Origin of the sequence: Hymenobacter sp. AT01-02, assembly GCF_000961955.2 — a bacterium.
Classification (GTDB): domain Bacteria; phylum Bacteroidota; class Bacteroidia; order Cytophagales; family Hymenobacteraceae; genus Hymenobacter; species Hymenobacter mucosus.
This window is the reverse complement of record NZ_JZIR02000043.1, coordinates 1-18,785: the sequence shown is the minus strand read 5'-3', so window position 1 is coordinate 18,785 and position 18,785 is coordinate 1. Positions and strand designations below refer to the sequence as shown.

Genomic DNA, 18,785 nt, shown 5'->3' with positions numbered 1-18,785 from the left:
AGCAGCAGAGCGAGAAAGGCAGATGAGCGTTTCATGGTAGTAAAAGGGAGAGAAAGGCTACGTTACAGTTGGATTACTTTGGTAAGCGTGCGATGCCCTACCGGCTTGCACGGTTACCATCTCCGGCAAGCCAGCCTCAGTCAGGCTCAGCTTGTCGCCGCGTACCACGTTGCGGGCCTGCTGCAGCAAAGACCCTAAGCGGGGCCGGCGGTCTTCCTGGCTAGTGGTAGCCACAGTGGCGGGGCGTACTTCCACTTCAATAGGGCCCATTGGGGGAGAAGTAGACGCGGCCGCTAGGGCTTGCACAGGTCTGATAGGAGTAGGCTCGGAGTTAGCGGCCAGGACCACTTGGGGCTCGGGCGTTGCGGTAGTTGCTGCCAGAGCCAGAGCGGAGCCCGATGCCTTTTCGGCCGGAGGTGAAGTAGTTTCAAAAGGTGAGGCGGGAGTAGGGTGGGCTGCCCGGGTAGGGCGGCTAGCCACGGCAAGGCGGCTGGTTTCCAAGGCTTGGTCCGGTTGTACACCCGCGGACTGGGCTGGAAAACCGTCCGTGGTGGCCACCACGGCAGCCGGCTGCGTGGCCGGGGTTTCTACTGGGCTAGATGGTGAAGTGGTGGGGAGGGTTGCCTCAGAAATAGCTTTTTTTGCTGATTTTTGGGGCGTAATAGTTGCTATAGTCCCTTGCGTAGCGAGGCCCGTGGGGGGCAGCATCACCCACCAGGCGGCACCCAGGAGCGCAAGCAGGGCCACGGCGGCGGCCGCTAGCCAAAGCACTGGGCGCCGACGGCGGGGTTGAATCTCGGCCTCAATTTCGGCCCAGACGAAGGCGGGCGGGGTGGGCGCATGGTCCGCTAGCCGCTCGCGAAACAGCTTATCAATATCTTCCGGTTGCATACAATTCTTTGGGTGAGGAGGTGGAAGGCTGGGCCTGAGCTTCGGCCACCAGGAGGCGGCGCTGGAGCATGGCCCGGGCCTTGCTGAGCTGCGATTTGCTGGTTCCTTCCGAAATACCGAGCAGCTCACCGATTTCTGGGTGGGTGTAGCCTTCCAGGGCGTACAAGTTGAACACCGTACGATAGCCCGCTGGTAGCTCTGCCAGTACGGCTAGCATATCGGCCGCGTTAAGCTGGCTTTCTGCTTCGGCTGCCGTGGCTGGCACGTCGTGCGTCATATCGTCGATGGCTAGGTGGAGGGGCTCTTTGCGGCGAAGCATGCCAAGGGCTTCATTCACTACAATGCGCCGAATCCAGCCTTCGAAAGAACCCTCGTGCCGGTACTGGTCTAAGGCCCGGAACACTTTGGTAAAGCCCATGATGAGGGCTTCTTCCGCGTCTTCGCGCCGGCGCAGGTAGCGCAGGCATACGCCCAGCATGAGCCCGGCGAACCGCTCATAGAGCAGCTTTTGGGCGCGGCTGCTGCCTTGGCGGCAGGCGGCTATGAGGTCGGCGTCAGTCACGAAAAAGAAAGTAAGGTTCGGGCTATAGAAGGGCGTTTGATAGGCTAGATGGAAGGTAGATACGGACGGTTGCCTGGCAGTAAGAAAATAGGCCGACTAATTTGCTGTCTTGAGGTAAAGATTTGTAAATGAGCTACTAAATTATGTAGCACCGCGTAGTAATAGCTGAAAGGTAACGCTGCTAAGCACTGCCATTTGCACCCGTGTAAAAAACCAGGGGGCAGGCAAATCGTGCACCACGACTGCCTACCCCCTGGGCTATAGTATAGTGTTTTTTGCCGAAGCTGCTGAGTTAGTACTGGCCTACGCTCAGCATAACCAGCGTGCAGGCTTCTTCCGTGCGAATGCCGCGCTCCTGAGCCAGGTGCTCCAGTTCAGGGTTTTCGGTGCCGGGGTTGAAGATGATACGTTTAGGATTGAGGTCCAGAATGTAATCGTACCAGCCGGCTGGTTTTGTGGGCCTACGTACAGTGTTACCGTGTCAATGTCTTCTGACTGCGGCCGATCAGTATGAATAGGTAGCCCCGCTACTTGTCCTTTTCGGATACCCACGGGCACTACTTCATGGCCGTGGTTTTTGAGCTGATGAACTGCGCGGAAAGAATAGCGAGACGGGTTATCACTGGCCCCGAGAACGAGTGTTTTTTTCATGGGAAAGAGGTGTTTGACGCTCAGGCACATGCTTTAAATAACCGCTGGGAGGTAGCAGTAGGCCACATCCACGGCTGGCACCGCCAGAGCTTTTCGTTCTTATAACGATTATTTGGCCCCAATGGCTGCAAAAGCAGCCTCGGCGCACCGTTCTCCATCCATGGCTGCCGATACAATGCCTCCGGCGTAGCTGCTCCTTCGCCACAAGGGAAAAGCCCGCGTACCTCCGGGTGCTGCAGTGTTTCCCGGTCGCGAGGAATGCGGACGGGCGAGGACGTGCGGCTTTCTACCCCCACAATTTGGGCGGCATTAGTCGCGTAGCCCGGAATCTTCTGCCCAAAGTTGCGGAAGCCCTGACGGAGGCGCTCGGCAAGGCCCGCGCCAAGTACTTTGTCCATGGGTACCGAAACGAGCCCTGGCTGGTAGCTGGTTTCCAGCAGTTCCGGCGAAATTTTAGCTTTTAGGAAGTCACCGAGGCGCTGGGCGGGCGCCAGCTGCGTGTTGCCAGCCAACTGGCAGGCACGTTGCTCAATTTCCTGCTGAAGGCGCAGGCCAGCTAGGGCGCCATGCCGCCGCAGGTCCATGTCTTCCAGCTCAATGGCCGTAACGATGCCAGAGTTGGCAAAGCGCGAATCGCGGCGGCTGGGGCTCATACCGTTCACTACCACCTCGCCGGGGGCAGTAGCTGCTGGTACTATAAAGCCGCCTGGGCACATGCAAAACGAGAAAACCCCCCGCTGCCGGTTCTGCCACTGGGTTTGGTGCACTAGGGCGTAGGAAGCCGCCGGAAGCGGCCCTCGGTCGCGGCGGCGGTACTGGGCCTGGTCAATTAGCTCCTGTGGGTGTTCTACCCGTACGCCCAAAGCAAAGGGCTTGGCCTCAATGAGCACGCCCCGCCGGTGCAGCAGTTCATAAATGTCGCGGGCAGAGTGGCCAGTAGCTAGAATAACGGCATCGGCTTCCAGCGCTGCACCCGTAGCCGTTACCACACCGCGCAGGTGGTTATTCTCCAGAATCAGGTCATCAACCCGCGTGTCAAAGTGGACCTCGCCGCCGGCGGCCCGCACACTGTCGCGCAGGGCCTGCACCACGTAGGGTAGCTTGTTGGTGCCGATGTGGGGGTGGGCATCCACCAGAATATCGGGGGTAGCGCCGTGCTGCACCAGCAGGCGCAGAATGCGCTGCACATCGCCACGCTTGGTGGAGCGGGTGTACAGTTTGCCATCGGAGTAGGTACCCGCGCCGCCTTCACCAAAGCAGTAGTTGGAATCGGGGTTGACGAGGTGCTCCTTGTTGAGGGCGGCCAGGTCGCGGCGGCGGGTACGAACATCTTTACCGCGCTCTAATACAATAGGTTTGATGCCCAACTCAATAGCGCGCAATGCAGCAAACAGCCCCGCCGGCCCGGCACCCACAATTAGAACGGAGTGGGTAGCCCGCTCAACGCTAGGGTACTGAAACCAAGGGCCAAATAAGTCGCGGGGTGGGGGCGTCTGATAGATGTCGGCGCGCAGGCGTACCTGGGGGGCACGGCCGCGGGCATCAATACTGCGCTTGCGCAGGTGCACAAAATCGGCTTCGCCGGGGCGCAGGCCAGCGGCGGCAAGCAGGGCGCTATAGCGCGCTAATTCATCGTAGGCTACTTCGGGCGGAAGCAGCACTTCGATTTCTTGTTTTACAGACATAAAAAACGGGTGAAAGGGAGCTAGCCTTTGAACCTAGAGGGAAAAGCAACTGCAAAACTACGAAAGCCCGGCAGCAAAAACGACTCCTCCGGCCGGGGAGGTTGCCAGCGTTGGAGGAGTCGAGCGGTAGTTGGGGCGGCTACTGGTGGTCAGCAGAAGCCGGGCCGGAGCTAGTGCCAGTGCCGTTTTTGCGGGGCCAGAACTTCTCCATAGATTGGTTGAAAGCCATCAGCACTTGGGAGCGCACCTCACCGGAAGAATGCCGCAGCAAAGTGCCCAGCAGGTTGCGGTACATTTCGGTGGTAGCTTCCAAGCCTTTGGCACTAACTAAGCCGTGATGGAGCAGGTCGCAGTTCGCCGCAACGGAGTTGGCCATAGACTCGGTTAGCTCTTCACGAGCCTGATCCGCTTCTTTAAAGGATTGTTCCAAACGGGCGTTCATTTCAGGGGTATAGGGATGCTCCATTTTTTTGCTGAGAGGAGATGTTCAGGTGCGAGAATCGCTAGTTAACAGCCAACCAGCCCCGAAAGGTTCGGCCCCCTGATAGCCTTATTGCAGAAATTACCCTACGGGCACTTCTTGGTGGCCCAGCACGGAAACCGGACGCTTCTGTTCATCAATGGCGACGAACGTGAACAGACCCGATACCGCTTTAATGCGGTCTTCGGAGTACATCTGCTCCACAAACAAATCCACCCGCACTTGCAGGCTGGTGTTGCCTACGCGAGCCACGTTTCCAATTAGCTCTACCAGCGTGCCGCCCGGAATAGGATGGGTGAAGTCTACCTTGTCGGATGATACCGTCACCATTTTGAGGCGGCTGAAGCGGGTAGCTGTGATAAAGGCTACCTCGTCCATCATGTGCAGGGTAGTGCCGCCGAACAAGGTATCGTAGTGGTTGGTGGTGTTCGGGAAAACGGCTTTAAAAATGCGCGTTTCGGCGCGGGCAATTCTTTCTTCGAGCGGCAATGACATAGGAAAAAGGAAAGGAAGTGAAACAAGCACCGGGCTACTGCCCGCTTCCTGAGTGTTCCGCGCGCTGGCTTTTGCCGGGACCCACTGCCGCGCACTGCCGCCGCTCCCCAGCGCTTCCGCTCGGGCCGCCCGGCCATACTACGCCCACAGCAGCACCCAACAAGGACCTTATTTCGCGAAGGAGCCTCATCATAAAGAGCGGCAGGCAGGTCTCCTGACTTGTAACATGCTGCCCGGCCTTCTCACCCCGCAGCGGGGCAATGGCCTATCAAGGGGCAGCACTGGCAAATGGTTACTTACAGTAGCGCGTCTGTCCGGGAATTGCACCCGGTTCCCTTTTCATTCCGACCCACCATCGGAAACCTGCCGCTCGTCTGACTGGAAACAGACAAAGAACGATGGGGCAAAGGTAGCAGAACTCCTCAACCGGGCGCTAGCAAGTTCGTTTCCCTGGCATACGCTTTTCCATTACCGGCTCCTTTTGCTTGGGCATTTTCGTAATCTTCCGGCTTCTGTCTGGAGTCAAGTCTTGCGGGCTGCCAAGCTAAGGTGTACGTGGCTACTTATACTAGTGTCGTCAGGTAGGTGGCTACGCGCAGCTTTTGCGCGAAACGGTGTCTTTCTGTTGCTCGTGAAAACATTGTTCGGGCTAAGCGCTTTTCGTTCTGTCTCACTCTCTAACCCCATCAACACTATGCGTACGCGCACTTCCCATTTCCTACTGTGGCTGTTGGCCCTCGTTTTCTTTGCTGGCAACGCCCAGGCTCAAACCAAGATGCCCGAGGATAAGTCGAAGCGCCCCAGCCCACCCGCTACCGTAACGGGTGGCACCGGCGCTACAGCCTTCACCATTGAGTATAGCCGCCCCTCGGCCAAAGGCCGCACCGTATTTGGTGGCTTGGTGCCCTACGGAAAGGTATGGCGCACGGGCGCCAACGAGGCAACCACCTTTGAGGTGAAGCAAGCTGTAAAAATCAACGGCCAAGCCTTGCCCGCTGGAAAATACGCCTTGTTCACCATTCCTACTGAGCAGGAGTGGACTATCGTCTTCAACAAAACGGCCGCGCAGTGGGGCTCGTTCAAGTACGACCAGGCCCAGGATGCCCTGCGCGTGACGGTGAAACCCACCAAAACCAGCACCCCCGTGGAGCAGTTTACCATTACCTCTGACAAAGCGGGTACTGTGACGATGGCCTGGGAAAACGCACAGGCTAGCTTTAAGGTGACCAAGTAGCAGTAATCTTTCGTCTACTAGCTGGGCACAGTAACCGAAGCGGCCGCCGTTCTTGCTCTGGAAGCAGGAGCGGCGGCCGTTTCCGTGGAAGCCCGGTAGCTGAGTAGTTTCTTAGTTCAGACCCACCTTGCCCTGCATGGATTCAAAGAGCTTGGCCGAGTCGAAGCCCACGCCCTTTTTAAAGACGGTTTCCATGCGGCGTACCTGCTGAATGTCCTGCTCAGGGTCACCATTGATGAGCACGACATCGGCCTGTTTGCCCACTTCAATGGTGCCTATTTCCTTCTCTCGGCCCAGGTAGGTAGCCCCGTTCAGGGTGCAGATTTTGATGGCTTGCACAGGCGTGAAACCAGCTTCTACCAGTAGCTCTATCTGGCGGCGGTTGGAGTAGCCCGCAATGGTGCGCCCGGCTCCGGTAGGTCGGTGCCCGCCACAAGCAGGCCTCCAGCATCGTAGAACTGCTTTTCCCAGGCCATTTCCTTTTTAAACAGGCGTATGCTGGCGGAATCCTTCTGCTGATTCTGCTGCCAAGTGGCCGTTTCGCGCTCTTGCAACTGCGGAATCAGGGCCGACAGTCCTCCGCCGAGTACTACCTCCCGGCCCGTGTAGGGCTCAAATACCGGCAGGGTGGAGGTCAGCGCTACGCGCTTGCCCACAAGATAAGAAATTAAACTTTTCATCTCCGGGCTGTTCACTGGCAGTTGCAGTAGCGCCTGGCGGGCGGCGGGGTAGTCGGCCACGTCAGGCGCTTTGTTAGGCACAAAGTCGGCGCTAGCCATGAAGCCGTGCTCTAAGTTGTCGATGCCCAGGTCGGCTGCCTCCCGGTAGGTAATGGAACACAAGTGCCCGTGACTTTCAGGTGGCGCGGGTGCGCTACCCCTACCACGGCAGCTAAGTCGGCGCGGGTGGCGTGCATATACATTTTAAAGGACGTGCAGCCTTTGTTGGCCCAGAAGGTGGCTGCTGCCGTGGCTTCCTCCGGCCCCTTAATGGTGTTGAGGGCCGGAATATCCATTCCGGGCTCTTCCATATAGGGCGCCGTCACGTCCATTTCGGGTCCGATGAGCTTGCCTTCCCCAATCAGGCGCTGGATGGCCAAGTCGGTTTGGGGCTCAATGCTGCCTGCGGTGCGGATGGTGGTGGCACCCCCAGCCAAGTAGAGCCGCGGGAAAGAATACGGCATCTGGGCAATGTTGAAGAAGCCGCCCGCGGGCATGGTATAATAGAGGTGCTCGTGCAGCATCACCAGGCCCGGAATCAGGGTTTTGCCGCTGCAGTTAATGACCCGAGCCCCAGCCGGCACCTTCACCTTTTTAGTAGGCCCTACTTGCACAATGCGGCCCTGCTGCAATATTACCGTTTGATGCGGTTGGGCAGGGCGCCCCGTGCCATCGATTACTTTGGCATTAGTGAGGGCGACCGTGGGGCTGTTGACGCTGATATATGGCTGTACCTGGGGCGTGAACTGCTGGGCCGCCGCAACGTGGGCGCCGATCAGCCAGCAACTGGCCGCAATGAAAGCATGACGATACGTAGAGAAGGTCATAAGTAGTGAGGAGACTAGCGAAGCCGGAAGATAATGCGGTGGCCGAGAAGGCACGGTGGCACTGACCATTTTGTGCTCTGTGGTCAGCAAAGAAGTAGAAATCGTACGTAGTAAGAAGCCCTTCTCTCGTAATGCCTTTCAGTTATGTCGGTATCTGGACGTAGCCAAGCGCAACCCCAACTCCAACCCGGGAGAGGTGACGGTCCTGCTGTGAGGCAGTCATCATTACGGCTGGGCAACCACACATTCTATACGTTGATAGACCTATGCAAGCACTGTATTTGGTGGCTCTGCTACCCCCGGAGCCAGTATTCTCCGAAACCTGGGCCTTGAAACAGCAGGTGCACACGCTCACAGGCAGCCGCAATGCCATCCGGCTACCGCCGCACATCACGCTGCTACCTCCCATGCGCCACCCCGATGCCTTTGAAGAAGCCTGCACCGCCACCCTAACGGATTTTGCTGCCTCGCAGGAGCCCTTTGAAGTTGGCCTACGCAATTTTGCCTGGTTTGGGAACCGCACTCTATTCGTGCATGTGAGCGAGCCACGGGCCGTGCAAGCCTTTCATGCCCGACTTACGGCGTGGTGTGCGCAGCACCTACCCGAAGTGCCCCGCGAAAACCGTCCTTTTACACCCCACCTCACCCTAGCCACCCGCGACCTACCCTCCGCGCAAGTGCCCGAACTGCGCCAGCTATTTGCCGGGCAAACGTACGCCGCTACTTTTCCCGTAAACAATTTTACCCTGTTCCGCCACAACGGCCAGCAGTGGCAGCCTCGGGCTACCTTCCGGCTTGGCGGGGCATAGTATGCCTTCGTTCCCATACTTGCCCCGCATTCTGATGAGTAGGCAGCTAGTACAAAAGCCAGGAACCTGGACTGCCTTGGGCAGGTGGTCCAGGTTCCTGGCTTTTATACGTATTTAAGAGCTAAGGAGTGCCTTACGCAAATTCCTCACCCAGCACGCTTTCCACCCAGCCTTTGCCCCAGTCTTCCAGCTCTTGGGCGGTCCAGAGCTGAGGGTAGAAAATGCGCCGTTGAAACTTGGGTGGTAGGTACTTGCGCCAGTTGGTGCCTCCAGTAGCCGCAATGGCATCGGGGTGGCGCTCCAAATAGCGTACCGCCGATTTGTAGTGCATCAGAGGCCAGTTTACGTTCACGTTCACGTCGAGCTGCTTTAGCTGCCGCAGCAGGCGGGGGTGCTGCTGGTCCTCGGCGGGAAGGCGCTGCACCACGGCCCACAGGTTACGGTCGAGGTACTGGCGGGCGTGTTCTACTAGGGTGCTGGTGTATTTCTCCTCGAACTGTAGCAGCGTCAGGGCTTTGGCGCCGGTGTCTTCCACAGTAGCCCCCGATTTCCAGTAGATGCAGCCCAGCAACTCGTCGTGGGCTGCGGCCTCGCCCAGCAGGCGGCGCTGCTCTTCGGGCACCAGATTGGTGAGGCTAGTGCTGGCCAGCTCAATCATGCGGTACTGCACACTCTGAAAGCCGGAGGCTGGCATCAAACTCATCCGAAACTGCAGAAACTGCTGCTTGTCCATCCCATCCACCATCACATCGAATGAGTCGATCAGGTTCTCGAAGTAGCGGTTCACGCGGCCCACGCGCAGCACTACTTCTTGCAGGGTAGGCGCCGCTAGGTCGCCGAGCTGCTCGTACTCACAGAGACAGAGCTTAAAGTACAGCTCCGTAATCTGGTGGTACATAATGAAGATCCGCTCGTCGGGAATCTGAGTGAGAGGGCGCTGCAAGCTCAGCAGCGTATCCAGCTGAATATAGTCCCAGTAATTGACGTAGTCGGCGTAGTACAGCCCTTCCAGGTAGGCGGCTAGGTCTTGGCCGTCGGCGGCGTACTTGGCCTGCAGGCGGCGGAGCTGCTGCCAGACGGCGGGTGAAAATTCCTCTTCGGGAGTAGTCATGGAGTAGGAGGGAGCGGGAGAGAAATGAAAAACACCTGGGTGGATGCACTTGCAAAGAACGAAAAACTGCGGATTAGGAAAGTAAGCAGGCTAGGCGGCGGGTAGTTGAAGCCCCGCCTAGCATAGAAAACAGAACCTTGCGTTGCGTAACGCCCCCGGCCTTTCTGGCCCCTCTCAAACTAGTTTAGGAAGTTGTGCCGCTAGGGCACGGGCGGGGCTTCGCTGGCATCACCTAAACTGCTACCTTTACCCCCTATATGGCGGAGAAAAGCAGCATTTTTGATATGATTGGGCCCGTAATGATTGGGCCTAGCTCCTCACACACGGCGGGGGTAGTGCGCATTGCGCAAGCGGGCATCCGAATTCTGGGCTCCCTGCCCACTCATGCTACAATTACTTTCTACAACTCCTTTGCCCGCACCTACGAGGGCCACGGCTCCGACCGCGCCATTGTGGCCGGCCTGCTAGGTATGGCTACCGACGACGTGCGCATTCGCGAAGCCTTTGACCATGCCAAGGAGGCCGGCTTGCAGTACACCTTCCAGAGCGTGGGCAATGCCTCTACCATGCACCCCAATACTATTCGCCTGCAACTGCGTGATGAGCGCTCGGGGCACATGGTGGAAGTAGTAGGACAAAGCCGGGGCGGCGGCGTTATCCGCATTGTGGAGGTAGATGGCTTCCCCGCCGACTTCTCCGCTTCCTTGCACACGCTCATCATTGATGCCGACGATGTGCCGGGTTCCATTGCCTTTATTGCCTCCGTTATTGCCCACGACGAGTGCAACATTGCCACCATGTTTGTGTCGCGCAAGGGCAAGCACGACGCGGCTCGGCAGTTTATAGAAACCGACTCGGGCCTGCGCGATATCACCCTGGAATACCTACGGCAGTTGCGGTGGGTGCACCGCGTCACGTATATTCCTACCATTGATTAAGGGTGTAACTAGCCCGGTTAGAGGCTGATTCTGCCTACTTAGTTGAATAGCATGGCACGGGAGCCGCTGCGGCTAATACCTTTGGTGGCCTTAGGCCACCGCCCGGGCTGTTGCGCTGCTCCGCTCGTGGGGTAGCATTCTGCATGAACGTAAGCCCTATATTTCATATGAAGCGTTGTTACTGGTTGATGATGGGCCTCTCGACGGGTCTGTTGGCGGCGCCTGCCGTGGCCCAAACTACACCGCCCGCCCAGCCCCCGGCTGGCTCCCTCTCCGCCGCCACCCCCGCCGGGCCGTGGTCATTGCAGCGCTCCATCGACTACGCCCTGCAAAACAACCTTACTGTGCGCCAGCAGCAGCTTACCTCGGAGTTGCAGAACGCTACGCTGCGCCAGAGCCGGGCGGCCCTCTTACCCTCGGCCAACTTATCGGGCACCCAAGCCTGGAACTACGGTACCAGCCTCGACCCTCTGACCAACGACTTTGTTAGCCAGACCATTCGCTCGAATAACTTCTCGGCCAACTCCCAGATCACCCTGTTCTCGGGCTTTCAGCTCCGCAACACCGTTAAGCGCAATGCCCTCGACTCGGAGGCGAGCCTGCTGGATACAGAAAAGGCCCGCAACGACTTGTCCCTGAACGTCGCCTCGGCGTTTTTGCAACTGGTGTTGGCTGAGGAACTCGTGCGTACCAACGAAGTTCGGGTGAACAGCACGCGCCAGCAGGTGGAGCGTACGCAAAAGCTCTTGCGGGCCGGCTCCATCCCGGAAAGTAACCTGCTCGATATTCAGGCCCAGCAGGCTTCCGACGAGCTGAACGTCATCACGGCCCAAAACCAGCGCGACTTGGCCCGCCTCTCGCTCACGCAACTGCTCAACCTGCCGTCGCCTACGGGCTTCCAGATTGAGGTGCCGGAGCTGGCCGACCCCGATGATGAACCGTTGTTGGAAGCGGACCCCGATGGTACCTACCAAACCGCGCAAAGCCTACTACCTGAAATTAAGGCGGCAGACCTGCGCGTACGCTCCGCCCAGCACAGCCTCGATATTGCTCGCGGCGGCTACTACCCGCGTTTGGCCTTTGGAGCCGGCATTTTCACGGGTTTCTCATCGTCGCGGCTGGCGCGGGTGTTCAACGGCGACTCCACCGACGTGGTTCGGGTACCTATCTTTCAGAACCTGAGCGGCAGGATGTGCCGTCGCCCTTCTATGCCCTGCAACCCAAGCAGGCCATTCCAGAGCTGTTGCCATCCAGGTTCTCCAACCAACTGAAGGACAACTTGGGTAAAAGCCTGCAATTCTCCCTGCAGGTACCCATCCTCAACGGCTTGCAAACGCGCACGAGCGTGCAACGGGCCCAGATTTCCATTCAGCAGCAGGAGCTGCGCGCCGAGCAGGCCCGCCTCACGGTGCGCCAGAGCATTCAGCAGGCCTATGCCGACGCTATTGCGGCCCAGCGCCGCTACTTCTCGGCCCGTCGCCAAGTGGAAGCGCTGACAACGGCCTACCGCAACGCCGAAATCCGTTTTAACAATGGGTTGCTGAACGGCACGGAGTTCAACATTGCCAAAAACAACCTCACGGCCGCCGAGTCGACGATGATTCAGGCCAAATACGAGTTTATATTCCGCCGCAAGGTGCTCGACTTTTATCAGGGCCGCCCACTTGCGCTGTAGCGTGAGGGGGCGTTAGGCAGTGTGCAGGCAGCAGAGTAAAACGTCACTACCCTTCTGAACCTCCAAGGCCGACCTCTAAGAGCCGAAAACCAAGACTCCAAGAACCTAAGAAGCAAACATGAAAAACAACCGCGGATTATACATTCTGGTAGCCGTAGTAGTGCTAGTACTGGTGGGGGTAGTTATCGGGAAGAAGCAAGGCTGGATTGGCCAGCCAGCGGGCACGGAAGTGCTGGCGGCCAAGGCTGCTCCGCATACCATCGTCAAGAAAGTTAGCGCCTCTGGGAAAGTGCAGCCCGAAACAGAGGTAAAGATTTCGCCGGACGTTTCCGGTGAAATTACTGAGCTGTACGTGCAGGAGGGCGACTCCGTAAAGAAAGGCCAACTGTTGCTGCGTATTCGTCCCGATAACTACCAGGCCGTAGTAAGCCAGCAAAGCGCAGTAGTGGGCACCCAGCAGGCCAACGTGGCTCAGACCCAGGCCCGGCTGCAACAGTTGATTGCCAACGCGCGTCAGACGGAACTCACCTACCGCCGTAATGCCTCGCTTTACAAGCAGAAGGTGATTTCCCAATCAGACTACGAGGCTAGCAAGGCCGCGTACGAAGCCTCCCAGGAGGAAATCAACTCAGCCCGGCAGAGCATTCGGGCGGCGCAAAGCAGCGTACGGAGTGCCCAAGCTGGCCTGGAAGAAGCCCGCAAAAACCTTAACAAGACCACCATTTACTCGCCCGTGAGCGGCACAGTGAGTAAGCTCAACGTGAAAAAGGGAGAGCGGGTAGTAGGTACTTCGCAAATGGCGGGCACGGAAATCATGCGAATTGCCAACCTCAACAATATGGAGGTGCTGGTGAGCGTAAACGAAAATGACATCATCAACGTCGACCTGGGCGACTCAGCCGATGTGGAAGTGGACAGCTATACCAGCCAGGATCAGAAATTCCGGGGCGTGGTTACCAGCATTGCCAACACCGCTAAAGACGCCCTCACGGCCGAGTCGGTAACAGAATTTGAAGTGAAAATTCGCTTGCTGCCGGAGTCTTACCGCCACTTGCAGCGCACTGTGCAAGGGCGCACTATTATTCCGTTTCGTCCCGGCATGACGGCCTCCGTGGATGTCATCACCGACCGCAAAGCCAACGTGCTGAGCGTGCCGCTGCTTTCCGTAGCTACCCGCTCCGATAGCACCGAGCTGCTGACGGTAGCAACCCGCCGGGCGCTCCGGCCGTGCGCGTAGGCAGTGGAGCCGCTGGCGGCTCCACTGCCTACGCGCACGGCCCCAAGCCAGATATTCAGTCGGTAGTGTTCCTGATTCGGAACGGTAAGGCGCTAATGACGCCCGTAAAAACAGGTATTAGTGACTTGCAGAATATCGAAATCGTGAGCGGTATTCAGGCCGGCGACGAGGTAGTGAGCGGTCCGTACCGGGCCGTAGCCAAAACGCTTAAGGATGGTGCCACTGTTGTTATCAAAGATGCCAAGTCTCTCAATAAAGCAGTGCTGAAAGAGGAAGCTGACGCCGACAACTAACCAAGGTAGGCAAAAGTGAAAGCAAGTAGTTGCTCACCATGCCTGGAGTTGGAAAGCATGAGAATCAGGCACTCCCGTGCCAGACGAGAGGCCGCCCTTTACGGAAAGGGTCGGCCTCTCGTTTTTTTTGCCTAAACTGCCCCGGTTCGGCCAAAAAAGGGGGGTGCTGCCTTACTGGCCAGCGTCATTTTCTGTGTTATTACCTCTACCTGCTTGGAAAAAATAGCCATGCTTGGCGGCGGCTCTTGGGCCACTGCTCTCACCAAAATACTTTCTGAAAACGGCGCCCGCGTGCACTGGTGGATGCGCAGTAAGGATGACGTGCAGCACCTAGTGCGCACCCGCCACAACCCGCGCTACCTCTCGTCGGTGGCCTTGGATTTGGACCGCGTGCGTCCCACCACTGACCTGGAGGAAGCTGTGCGCGACGCCGACTGGCTGGTGCTGGCCGTGCCCGCCGCCTTTGTGCAAAGCACCCTGGAAAAGCTGGACCGCGACGAGCTAAAGAACAAGCGGGTAGTATCGGCCATCAAGGGCATGATTCCGGGAAAAAATGTGCTGGTGACAGATTACGTCGCCGAGCGGTTTCGGCTGCCGCACGCGCGCCTAGGCGTCATTGCCGGCCCCTGCCACGCAGAAGAGGTAGCCCTGGAAAAGCAGAGCTACCTTACCATCGGCTCGCCCGATTCGGAGCTAGCCGAAGACTTCTGCCGCATGCTGCGCAACCGCTACGTGAAAGCCAACCCGGCACCTGACTTGGACGGAATAGAGTACTGCGCCGTGATGAAAAATATCATTGCTCTCACCGGAGGCATTGCGCACGGCCTGGGCTACGGCGACAACTTTCAGGCGGTACTGGTAAGCAATGCCGTACAAGAGATGCGCCGCTTTGTGCATGCGCTCAACCCCCAACCCCGCGACTTATCGGCCTCCGCCTACCTCGGCGACTTGCTGGTAACGGCATATTCGCAGTTTTCCCGCAACCGCACCTTTGGCAACATGGTAGGGCGGGGCTACTCCGTAAAATCGGCGCAGATGGAAATGAACATGGTGGCCGAGGGATACTATGCCGTCAAGAGCATTTACGAGCTGAACAAGAAGCTGCAAGTGCCCATGCCCATCACCTCGGCTGCCTACCATATACTGTACGAGAAAATTTCGCCGGCCATTGAGATTGAGCTGCTCAAGGAGAAATTCCGGTAAACACGGCCGGCTCCCGCAGGCTATCTAGTTTCTTCTTCCAGCTTGATAGCAGCAACCAGCTAGCTTGTATCGGTCTACTGTTGAGCAAGTGGTTAGTGGTCGCGTGCTGATTATGAGCAGGTTTCGGGAATAAGCATTGCAACCAAGGCCTTGTTGAAACGAACACTGTGTAGGACCACGTGCCGAAACAGCTAGCCATGCAACCAGTAGCACTTATGCAGATTAAGAATACATTTATTCATTGTAGACCGCCATGCGCGTAAGAAAGGACTGCACGAGCTATGCGTGCCGATCGGAATTACGACGTACATCTAAACCTTTTGCACATGAGTACTTGGGGATATTACAATTTTGACAACGATACGGCCGCAGACTTTGCTGGTGCTTTCCGCGACAATCCTGATGAAGCCAGTCTAGCCGATGCCCTGCAACGAGCCGCCAATGGCGACCAAGATATTGATGCCACAGCGGCCAGTGAAGCACTAGCTGCCGCCGAAATTGTGGCGGCTATTCAGGGCCACCCGGCGCAAGACTTCCCCGCCGACCTGATTCTAGTGATTCGGCAGTTGAACCCTGCGGCCAGCACCGACTTGCGCAAGATGAGCCGCAAAGCGGTGAAAGCCATTGCCAAACACTCGGAGTTGCAGGAGTTGTGGGCGGGTAGCGAAGACAGCAACAACTGGCAGGAGCTGCAGAAAGACCTGGTGCATCGCCTCAAGGAAGACTAACCCAATATGCATTGGCTTTTCCTGGCCTTGCTCACGGCGCTGTGCCTAGCTAGCTATAATTTCTTTATCAAGCTGGCGGCCGAACACATTGCCCCGGCGGCTGGGGCAGTCATCTTGCAGCTAGTGGCCGCGGCACTCGGGAGTATGTGGCTGGTGTGGTTGCGCCTCAAAGGCCAGCCACTTGACCTAAGCACGAAAGGCGTGAGCTTGGCCGTGGCCGCTGGGCTCGGTGTAGGGCTTGCCGAGATTCTCACCTTCATTGTGTTCAGCCGTGGCGTGCCTTCCTCGGTTGGTACTCCCGTAATCGTGGGAGGCTCGGTGCTGCTTACAGCCTTGCTTGGGCTGGCCGTGCTACGCGAAACGCTGTCGTTGCCGCAGGCGCTTGGTTTGGTATGTATTGTGGTGGGAATTGCCCTCCTAGCTCGGGGTCATTAGGCTATGCGGTGAGCTAACTGACGGGCCCTGCATCTACGTGCTGCTATGTGGTAATTTTCCACGCAAAAGCCGAAGGGCGTATTACACGCTTCTTCGGCTTTCGGGCTTGGTTGTGGAAAGGGGGCGGATGGCTAGTTCCCCAGGTAAAACTGGGGAGCCGTAGTGATACACAAAAGTGCGCTCCTGCAGCACCCCAACCAAGGCCGTACCAGCAGTATTTGTGACACGGGCATGGGCGGAAAAGGCTCGTGCTAGTTAGCCTTACAATACGGCTTGAACTGAAAACCAAGGCGCTAAGGGGGCAGAAATATGCCTAATTCAATGAATTTGTGACATCGCCTTATGCGTATGTCTAGGCGGCCTTGCCGTCTCATACCGCTCTCGTCTGCTTTTCACTTGGCGCTCGGCTTCGTTCTTACCGCAATTAGCTTGCGCGTGGTAGCGTAAACCGAAATTGACTGCCTTCGCCTGGCGTGCTTTCAACCCACAAACGGCCACCTTGCGCCGTGATGAACTCCCGGGAAATACTCAGCCCCAGCCCCGACCCGCCCTTGTGTCCGCTGGCGTTGGGTATTTGCGCAAAGCGCTGAAAGATTCGTTCGTGGTATTCGGCTGGGATACCGGGCCCGCAATCCTGCACGCTGATTTCCAGCTGCTCAGGGTATTGCACCGCCCGCACTGTAAGCACTGCCCCGCGGGGCGAGTAGCGGATGGCATTTGCCAGCAGATTGATTAGTACCCAGGTAGTCTTTTCTACGTCGGCGCGGGCGGTAGAGAGTCCAGCGGGCAGCTCCACCCGCAGTTGCAGTTCCTTGTCATCAAGCTGGGGCTGCACCGTATCGGTGGCGTACTCAACTACTGCGGATAGGGTAATAGGCTGCAAGTCAAGCTGAATGCCGGCCCCGGCGTCGAGGCGCGATACTGCTAGCAACTGGCCTACCATGCCCAGCAGACGCTGGGTTTCGTCGCGGATACCGTCGGCGATGCGCAGGCGCTCCTCCGGGTCGGTGCGCTCGTCCTGCAAGAGCATGAGGCTGAGGTTGATGCTGGCCAAGGGCGTTTTTAGCTCGTGTGAGACCGTAGCCAGGAAATTCGACTTTACTTCATCCAGCTTCTTGAAATCCGACACGTTGCGCAATGATAGGATGTGCCCCACAAATTCGGTGCGAGCAGTTTCGCGGTTGCGCGACACAATGTGGTTCACGGTTAGCTGGTAGTAAGCAACCTCCCCATCGGGCCGCGTGATGGTGAGCAGCACGGGCGGTAGTGTTTCCTCCGCTCGAACCGAGTGTTGGGCTAACAGAGGCTGAAACAAGTCGCGCAGTAACGACGATTCCCGACTCAGGTCCTCGGCGCGTTGGCCCACTAAGTCGGCGGCGGTGCGACCCAGCAGTTCCCGAGCTACGGGATTTGCCAGTAGTACGCACCGCTCGGGGTCGAGTAGCAACAGGCCTTCATCTAAGTGTTCAATCAGGCTTTCCAGGCGGCTGCGTTCAGTTGCCAAGGCTGCCCGCGTGACGCTCCGTTGGTCCTGCATGTACCGAAGGCACGGTTCAGCGCTAGGGCAACGGCGCCCACTTCATCATTCTTGGCAATAAACACAGTAGTAGTGGGGCCGGGGCTGGCCACGTCCTCCACGTCGGCGCGCAGGCGACGTAATGGCCGCAGCACTATTCGGGGCAGGCGCACCACTAGGGCCAACCCCACGGCCACGCTCAGCAGCAGCAGCAGCCCCACCATGCCCCGAGCTTGGGTTGCCGTTGTAGCTGCGGCGCGGGTTTGGTGGTTAAACGTCTTGGCGTTTAGCTGCATCATCCGGTGCGTTTCAGCTTGCAACAGGTGCAGGGTAGCGAGTTGCTGGGTGCTGGGGGCCCGGTCGTCCACAAGGCGCTGGTAGTCGGCCACGTGTTGGGTCAGGGTATCAACTAGCTCCAGCTCACCTGCTTCGGTAATGTTGGCTGCTTCGCGTGTGAGAGCATGCCGAAGCTGCGCGAGGGGCGGGCCCAGCGTAGGTTGTTCCCGTAGCTGCTCCAGCGCCGAAAGCATCTGCTCCCCATACTCAAGGGAGCGGAAGTTGGCTTGTTGGGCATGCTGCGCCCCAACGCTCAGCCGCTGAATAGTAAGAATTGTATATCCACCCAAGCCCAGCAACAGGGTCAGCAGCAGGGCAATGCCAAGGCGGATTTTGAGTTTAAGCGACATGAGGAATCAGTACAGCTAGGCGGATAACTGCCAACCGGAGGATTTTGCGTGTTCGAAGGATTCCGGCGACGGAAGGAGGTATGCTTCTGCCTGCCCAACCCTCTACAACCCGTACTCTTGCACTTTGCGGTAAAGGGTTGTGATGCCAATGGCGAGGCGGCGGGCGGCTTCGGTTTTGTTGCCTTGCACCTGGTAGAGCACTTGGCGGATGTGGCGAGCTTCCACGGCGCGCAGGCTTTGGTCGGCAGGGTCAGCGTCGGGGCTGAGTGGGGAGGGCAGGGCGTGGAACTCGTCGGGGAGGTAGCCAGCGGATAGGGGCTGGTCGGCAGGAGCGAGGATGGCGGCGCGTTCCAGCACGTTCTTTAGCTCGCGCACGTTGCCGGGCCACTCGTAGCGCTGCAGCAGCTCCACACATTCAGGCTCTAGACCAGGCAGGCGCTTGCGCAATTGAGCCGCGAAATGCTGTAGGAAGTACTCGGCCAGGGCGGGTACATCGGTGGCGCGATCTTGCAGGCTGGGCACGTTGATGGTGAAGACGGAAAGGCGATAGTAGAGGTCGGGGCGGAAGTGGTGGGAGGCAGCTTCGAGCTTGAGGTTGCGGTTGGTGGC

Annotated in this window: 22 protein-coding genes, 2 pseudogenes and 1 riboswitch; of the genes and pseudogenes, 11 read left to right on the top strand and 13 right to left on the bottom strand. The window is 58.1% G+C overall.

Annotated elements, in window-relative coordinates:
• Positions 1 to 57 precede the first annotated feature (57 nt).
• The 6 genes and pseudogenes from VI25_RS14325 to VI25_RS14295 form a co-directional block, all read right to left on the bottom strand.
• Positions 58 to 891, bottom strand: a complete 834-nt coding sequence (locus tag VI25_RS14325) for a hypothetical protein (RefSeq protein ID WP_045689700.1) — start codon at positions 889 to 891, stop codon at positions 58 to 60.
• Positions 872 to 1,453 (bottom strand): RNA polymerase sigma factor, encoded by a 582-nt coding sequence (locus VI25_RS14320; RefSeq protein ID WP_045689701.1) that lies wholly within the window; start codon positions 1,451 to 1,453, stop codon positions 872 to 874. The genes VI25_RS14325 and VI25_RS14320 overlap by 20 nt, the downstream gene beginning before the upstream one ends.
• A 292-nt stretch (positions 1,454 to 1,745) precedes the next feature.
• Positions 1,746 to 2,134 (bottom strand): annotated as a pseudogene (locus VI25_RS23465) (CoA-binding protein).
• Between the two features lie 78 nt (positions 2,135 to 2,212).
• Positions 2,213 to 3,789, bottom strand: a pseudogene (locus VI25_RS14305) (NAD(P)/FAD-dependent oxidoreductase).
• Between the two features lie 139 nt (positions 3,790 to 3,928).
• The gene (locus tag VI25_RS14300) at positions 3,929 to 4,231 is read right to left on the bottom strand and encodes a hypothetical protein (protein WP_143436949.1); all 303 of its coding nucleotides are present in this window, start codon (positions 4,229 to 4,231) and stop codon (positions 3,929 to 3,931) included.
• A gap of 120 nt (positions 4,232 to 4,351) precedes the next feature.
• A complete protein-coding gene (locus tag VI25_RS14295; protein ID WP_201783306.1) occupies positions 4,352 to 4,765 on the bottom strand; it encodes an acyl-CoA thioesterase in 414 nt (137 codons plus the stop codon).
• 186 nt (positions 4,766 to 4,951) lie between these two features.
• Positions 4,952 to 5,147: riboswitch (cobalamin riboswitch) on the bottom strand.
• Between the two features lie 312 nt (positions 5,148 to 5,459).
• Here VI25_RS14295 and VI25_RS14290 point away from each other — a divergent pair.
• The gene (locus tag VI25_RS14290; protein ID WP_045689705.1) at positions 5,460 to 5,999 is read left to right on the top strand and encodes a DUF2911 domain-containing protein; all 540 of its coding nucleotides are present in this window, start codon (positions 5,460 to 5,462) and stop codon (positions 5,997 to 5,999) included.
• A 111-nt stretch (positions 6,000 to 6,110) separates the two neighbouring features.
• Here VI25_RS14290 and VI25_RS25215 read toward each other — a convergent pair whose 3' ends face one another.
• From VI25_RS25215 to VI25_RS24140, 3 genes are read right to left on the bottom strand one after another with little or no spacing between them, the layout of a single operon-like run.
• Entirely contained in the window at positions 6,111 to 6,338 is a 228-nt protein-coding gene (locus tag VI25_RS25215) for an amidohydrolase family protein (RefSeq protein WP_052695423.1), read from the bottom strand.
• A 29-nt stretch (positions 6,339 to 6,367) separates the two neighbouring features.
• Positions 6,368 to 6,841: a hypothetical protein gene (locus tag VI25_RS24145; protein ID WP_152981632.1), complete on the bottom strand. Its 474-nt coding sequence runs from the start codon at positions 6,839 to 6,841 to the stop codon at positions 6,368 to 6,370.
• Complete coding sequence (locus VI25_RS24140; RefSeq protein ID WP_052695425.1) at positions 6,790 to 7,545, bottom strand: hypothetical protein; 756 nt, start codon at positions 7,543 to 7,545, stop codon at positions 6,790 to 6,792. The genes VI25_RS24145 and VI25_RS24140 overlap by 52 nt, the downstream gene beginning before the upstream one ends.
• A gap of 79 nt (positions 7,546 to 7,624) precedes the next feature.
• On the opposite strand from VI25_RS24140, the gene VI25_RS27845 reads away from it, so the two are divergent.
• Both VI25_RS27845 and VI25_RS14270 read left to right on the top strand, forming a co-directional pair.
• Positions 7,625 to 7,759: a hypothetical protein gene (locus VI25_RS27845; RefSeq protein ID WP_262489959.1), complete on the top strand. Its 135-nt coding sequence runs from the start codon at positions 7,625 to 7,627 to the stop codon at positions 7,757 to 7,759.
• Positions 7,760 to 7,811: 52 nt separating this feature from the next.
• The gene (locus VI25_RS14270) at positions 7,812 to 8,354 is read left to right on the top strand and encodes a 2'-5' RNA ligase family protein (protein ID WP_045689706.1); all 543 of its coding nucleotides are present in this window, start codon (positions 7,812 to 7,814) and stop codon (positions 8,352 to 8,354) included.
• Between the two features lie 133 nt (positions 8,355 to 8,487).
• Here VI25_RS14270 and VI25_RS14265 read toward each other — a convergent pair whose 3' ends face one another.
• On the bottom strand, positions 8,488 to 9,465 hold the full coding sequence (locus VI25_RS14265) for a tryptophan 2,3-dioxygenase family protein (RefSeq protein WP_045689707.1): 978 nt from the start codon (positions 9,463 to 9,465) through the stop codon (positions 8,488 to 8,490).
• Between the two features lie 257 nt (positions 9,466 to 9,722).
• Between VI25_RS14265 and sdaAB the strand changes: the two genes are divergently transcribed.
• The 8 genes from sdaAB to VI25_RS14230 all read left to right on the top strand — a co-directional run bounded on the left by sdaAB (position 9,723) and on the right by VI25_RS14230 (position 15,974).
• A complete protein-coding gene (gene sdaAB, locus VI25_RS14260) occupies positions 9,723 to 10,403 on the top strand; it encodes an L-serine ammonia-lyase, iron-sulfur-dependent subunit beta (protein ID WP_045689708.1) in 681 nt (226 codons plus the stop codon).
• A gap of 167 nt (positions 10,404 to 10,570) precedes the next feature.
• Complete coding sequence (locus VI25_RS28920; protein ID WP_161806950.1) at positions 10,571 to 11,674, top strand: TolC family protein; 1,104 nt, start codon at positions 10,571 to 10,573, stop codon at positions 11,672 to 11,674.
• A complete protein-coding gene (locus tag VI25_RS14250) occupies positions 11,647 to 12,078 on the top strand; it encodes a TolC family protein (RefSeq protein ID WP_173664795.1) in 432 nt (143 codons plus the stop codon). Before VI25_RS28920 ends, VI25_RS14250 begins: the two co-directional genes overlap by 28 nt.
• A 118-nt stretch (positions 12,079 to 12,196) precedes the next feature.
• Entirely contained in the window at positions 12,197 to 13,315 is a 1,119-nt protein-coding gene (locus VI25_RS14245; protein ID WP_316934338.1) for an HlyD family secretion protein, read from the top strand.
• Positions 13,306 to 13,608, top strand: coding sequence for a hypothetical protein (locus tag VI25_RS28555; RefSeq protein WP_316934337.1), 303 nt, complete (start codon positions 13,306 to 13,308; stop codon positions 13,606 to 13,608). Before VI25_RS14245 ends, VI25_RS28555 begins: the two co-directional genes overlap by 10 nt.
• 213 nt (positions 13,609 to 13,821) lie before the next feature.
• Complete coding sequence (locus tag VI25_RS14240) at positions 13,822 to 14,811, top strand: NAD(P)H-dependent glycerol-3-phosphate dehydrogenase (RefSeq protein WP_082455553.1); 990 nt, start codon at positions 13,822 to 13,824, stop codon at positions 14,809 to 14,811.
• Between the two features lie 326 nt (positions 14,812 to 15,137).
• Positions 15,138 to 15,539: a DUF4259 domain-containing protein gene (locus VI25_RS14235; RefSeq protein ID WP_045690386.1), complete on the top strand. Its 402-nt coding sequence runs from the start codon at positions 15,138 to 15,140 to the stop codon at positions 15,537 to 15,539.
• Between the two features lie 6 nt (positions 15,540 to 15,545).
• Complete coding sequence (locus VI25_RS14230; protein ID WP_045690387.1) at positions 15,546 to 15,974, top strand: EamA family transporter; 429 nt, start codon at positions 15,546 to 15,548, stop codon at positions 15,972 to 15,974.
• A 424-nt stretch (positions 15,975 to 16,398) separates the two neighbouring features.
• On the opposite strand, the gene VI25_RS14225 is transcribed toward VI25_RS14230, so the two are convergent.
• From VI25_RS14225 to VI25_RS14215, 3 genes are all read right to left on the bottom strand, one after another.
• A complete protein-coding gene (locus VI25_RS14225; protein ID WP_045690388.1) occupies positions 16,399 to 17,511 on the bottom strand; it encodes a sensor histidine kinase in 1,113 nt (370 codons plus the stop codon).
• Positions 17,445 to 18,176: a HAMP domain-containing protein gene (locus VI25_RS14220; RefSeq protein WP_045690389.1), complete on the bottom strand. Its 732-nt coding sequence runs from the start codon at positions 18,174 to 18,176 to the stop codon at positions 17,445 to 17,447. Before VI25_RS14220 ends, VI25_RS14225 begins: the two co-directional genes overlap by 67 nt.
• A 102-nt stretch (positions 18,177 to 18,278) precedes the next feature.
• A partial coding sequence (locus tag VI25_RS14215; RefSeq protein WP_161806949.1) for a sigma-54-dependent Fis family transcriptional regulator occupies positions 18,279 to 18,785 on the bottom strand: 507 nt, incomplete at its 5' end.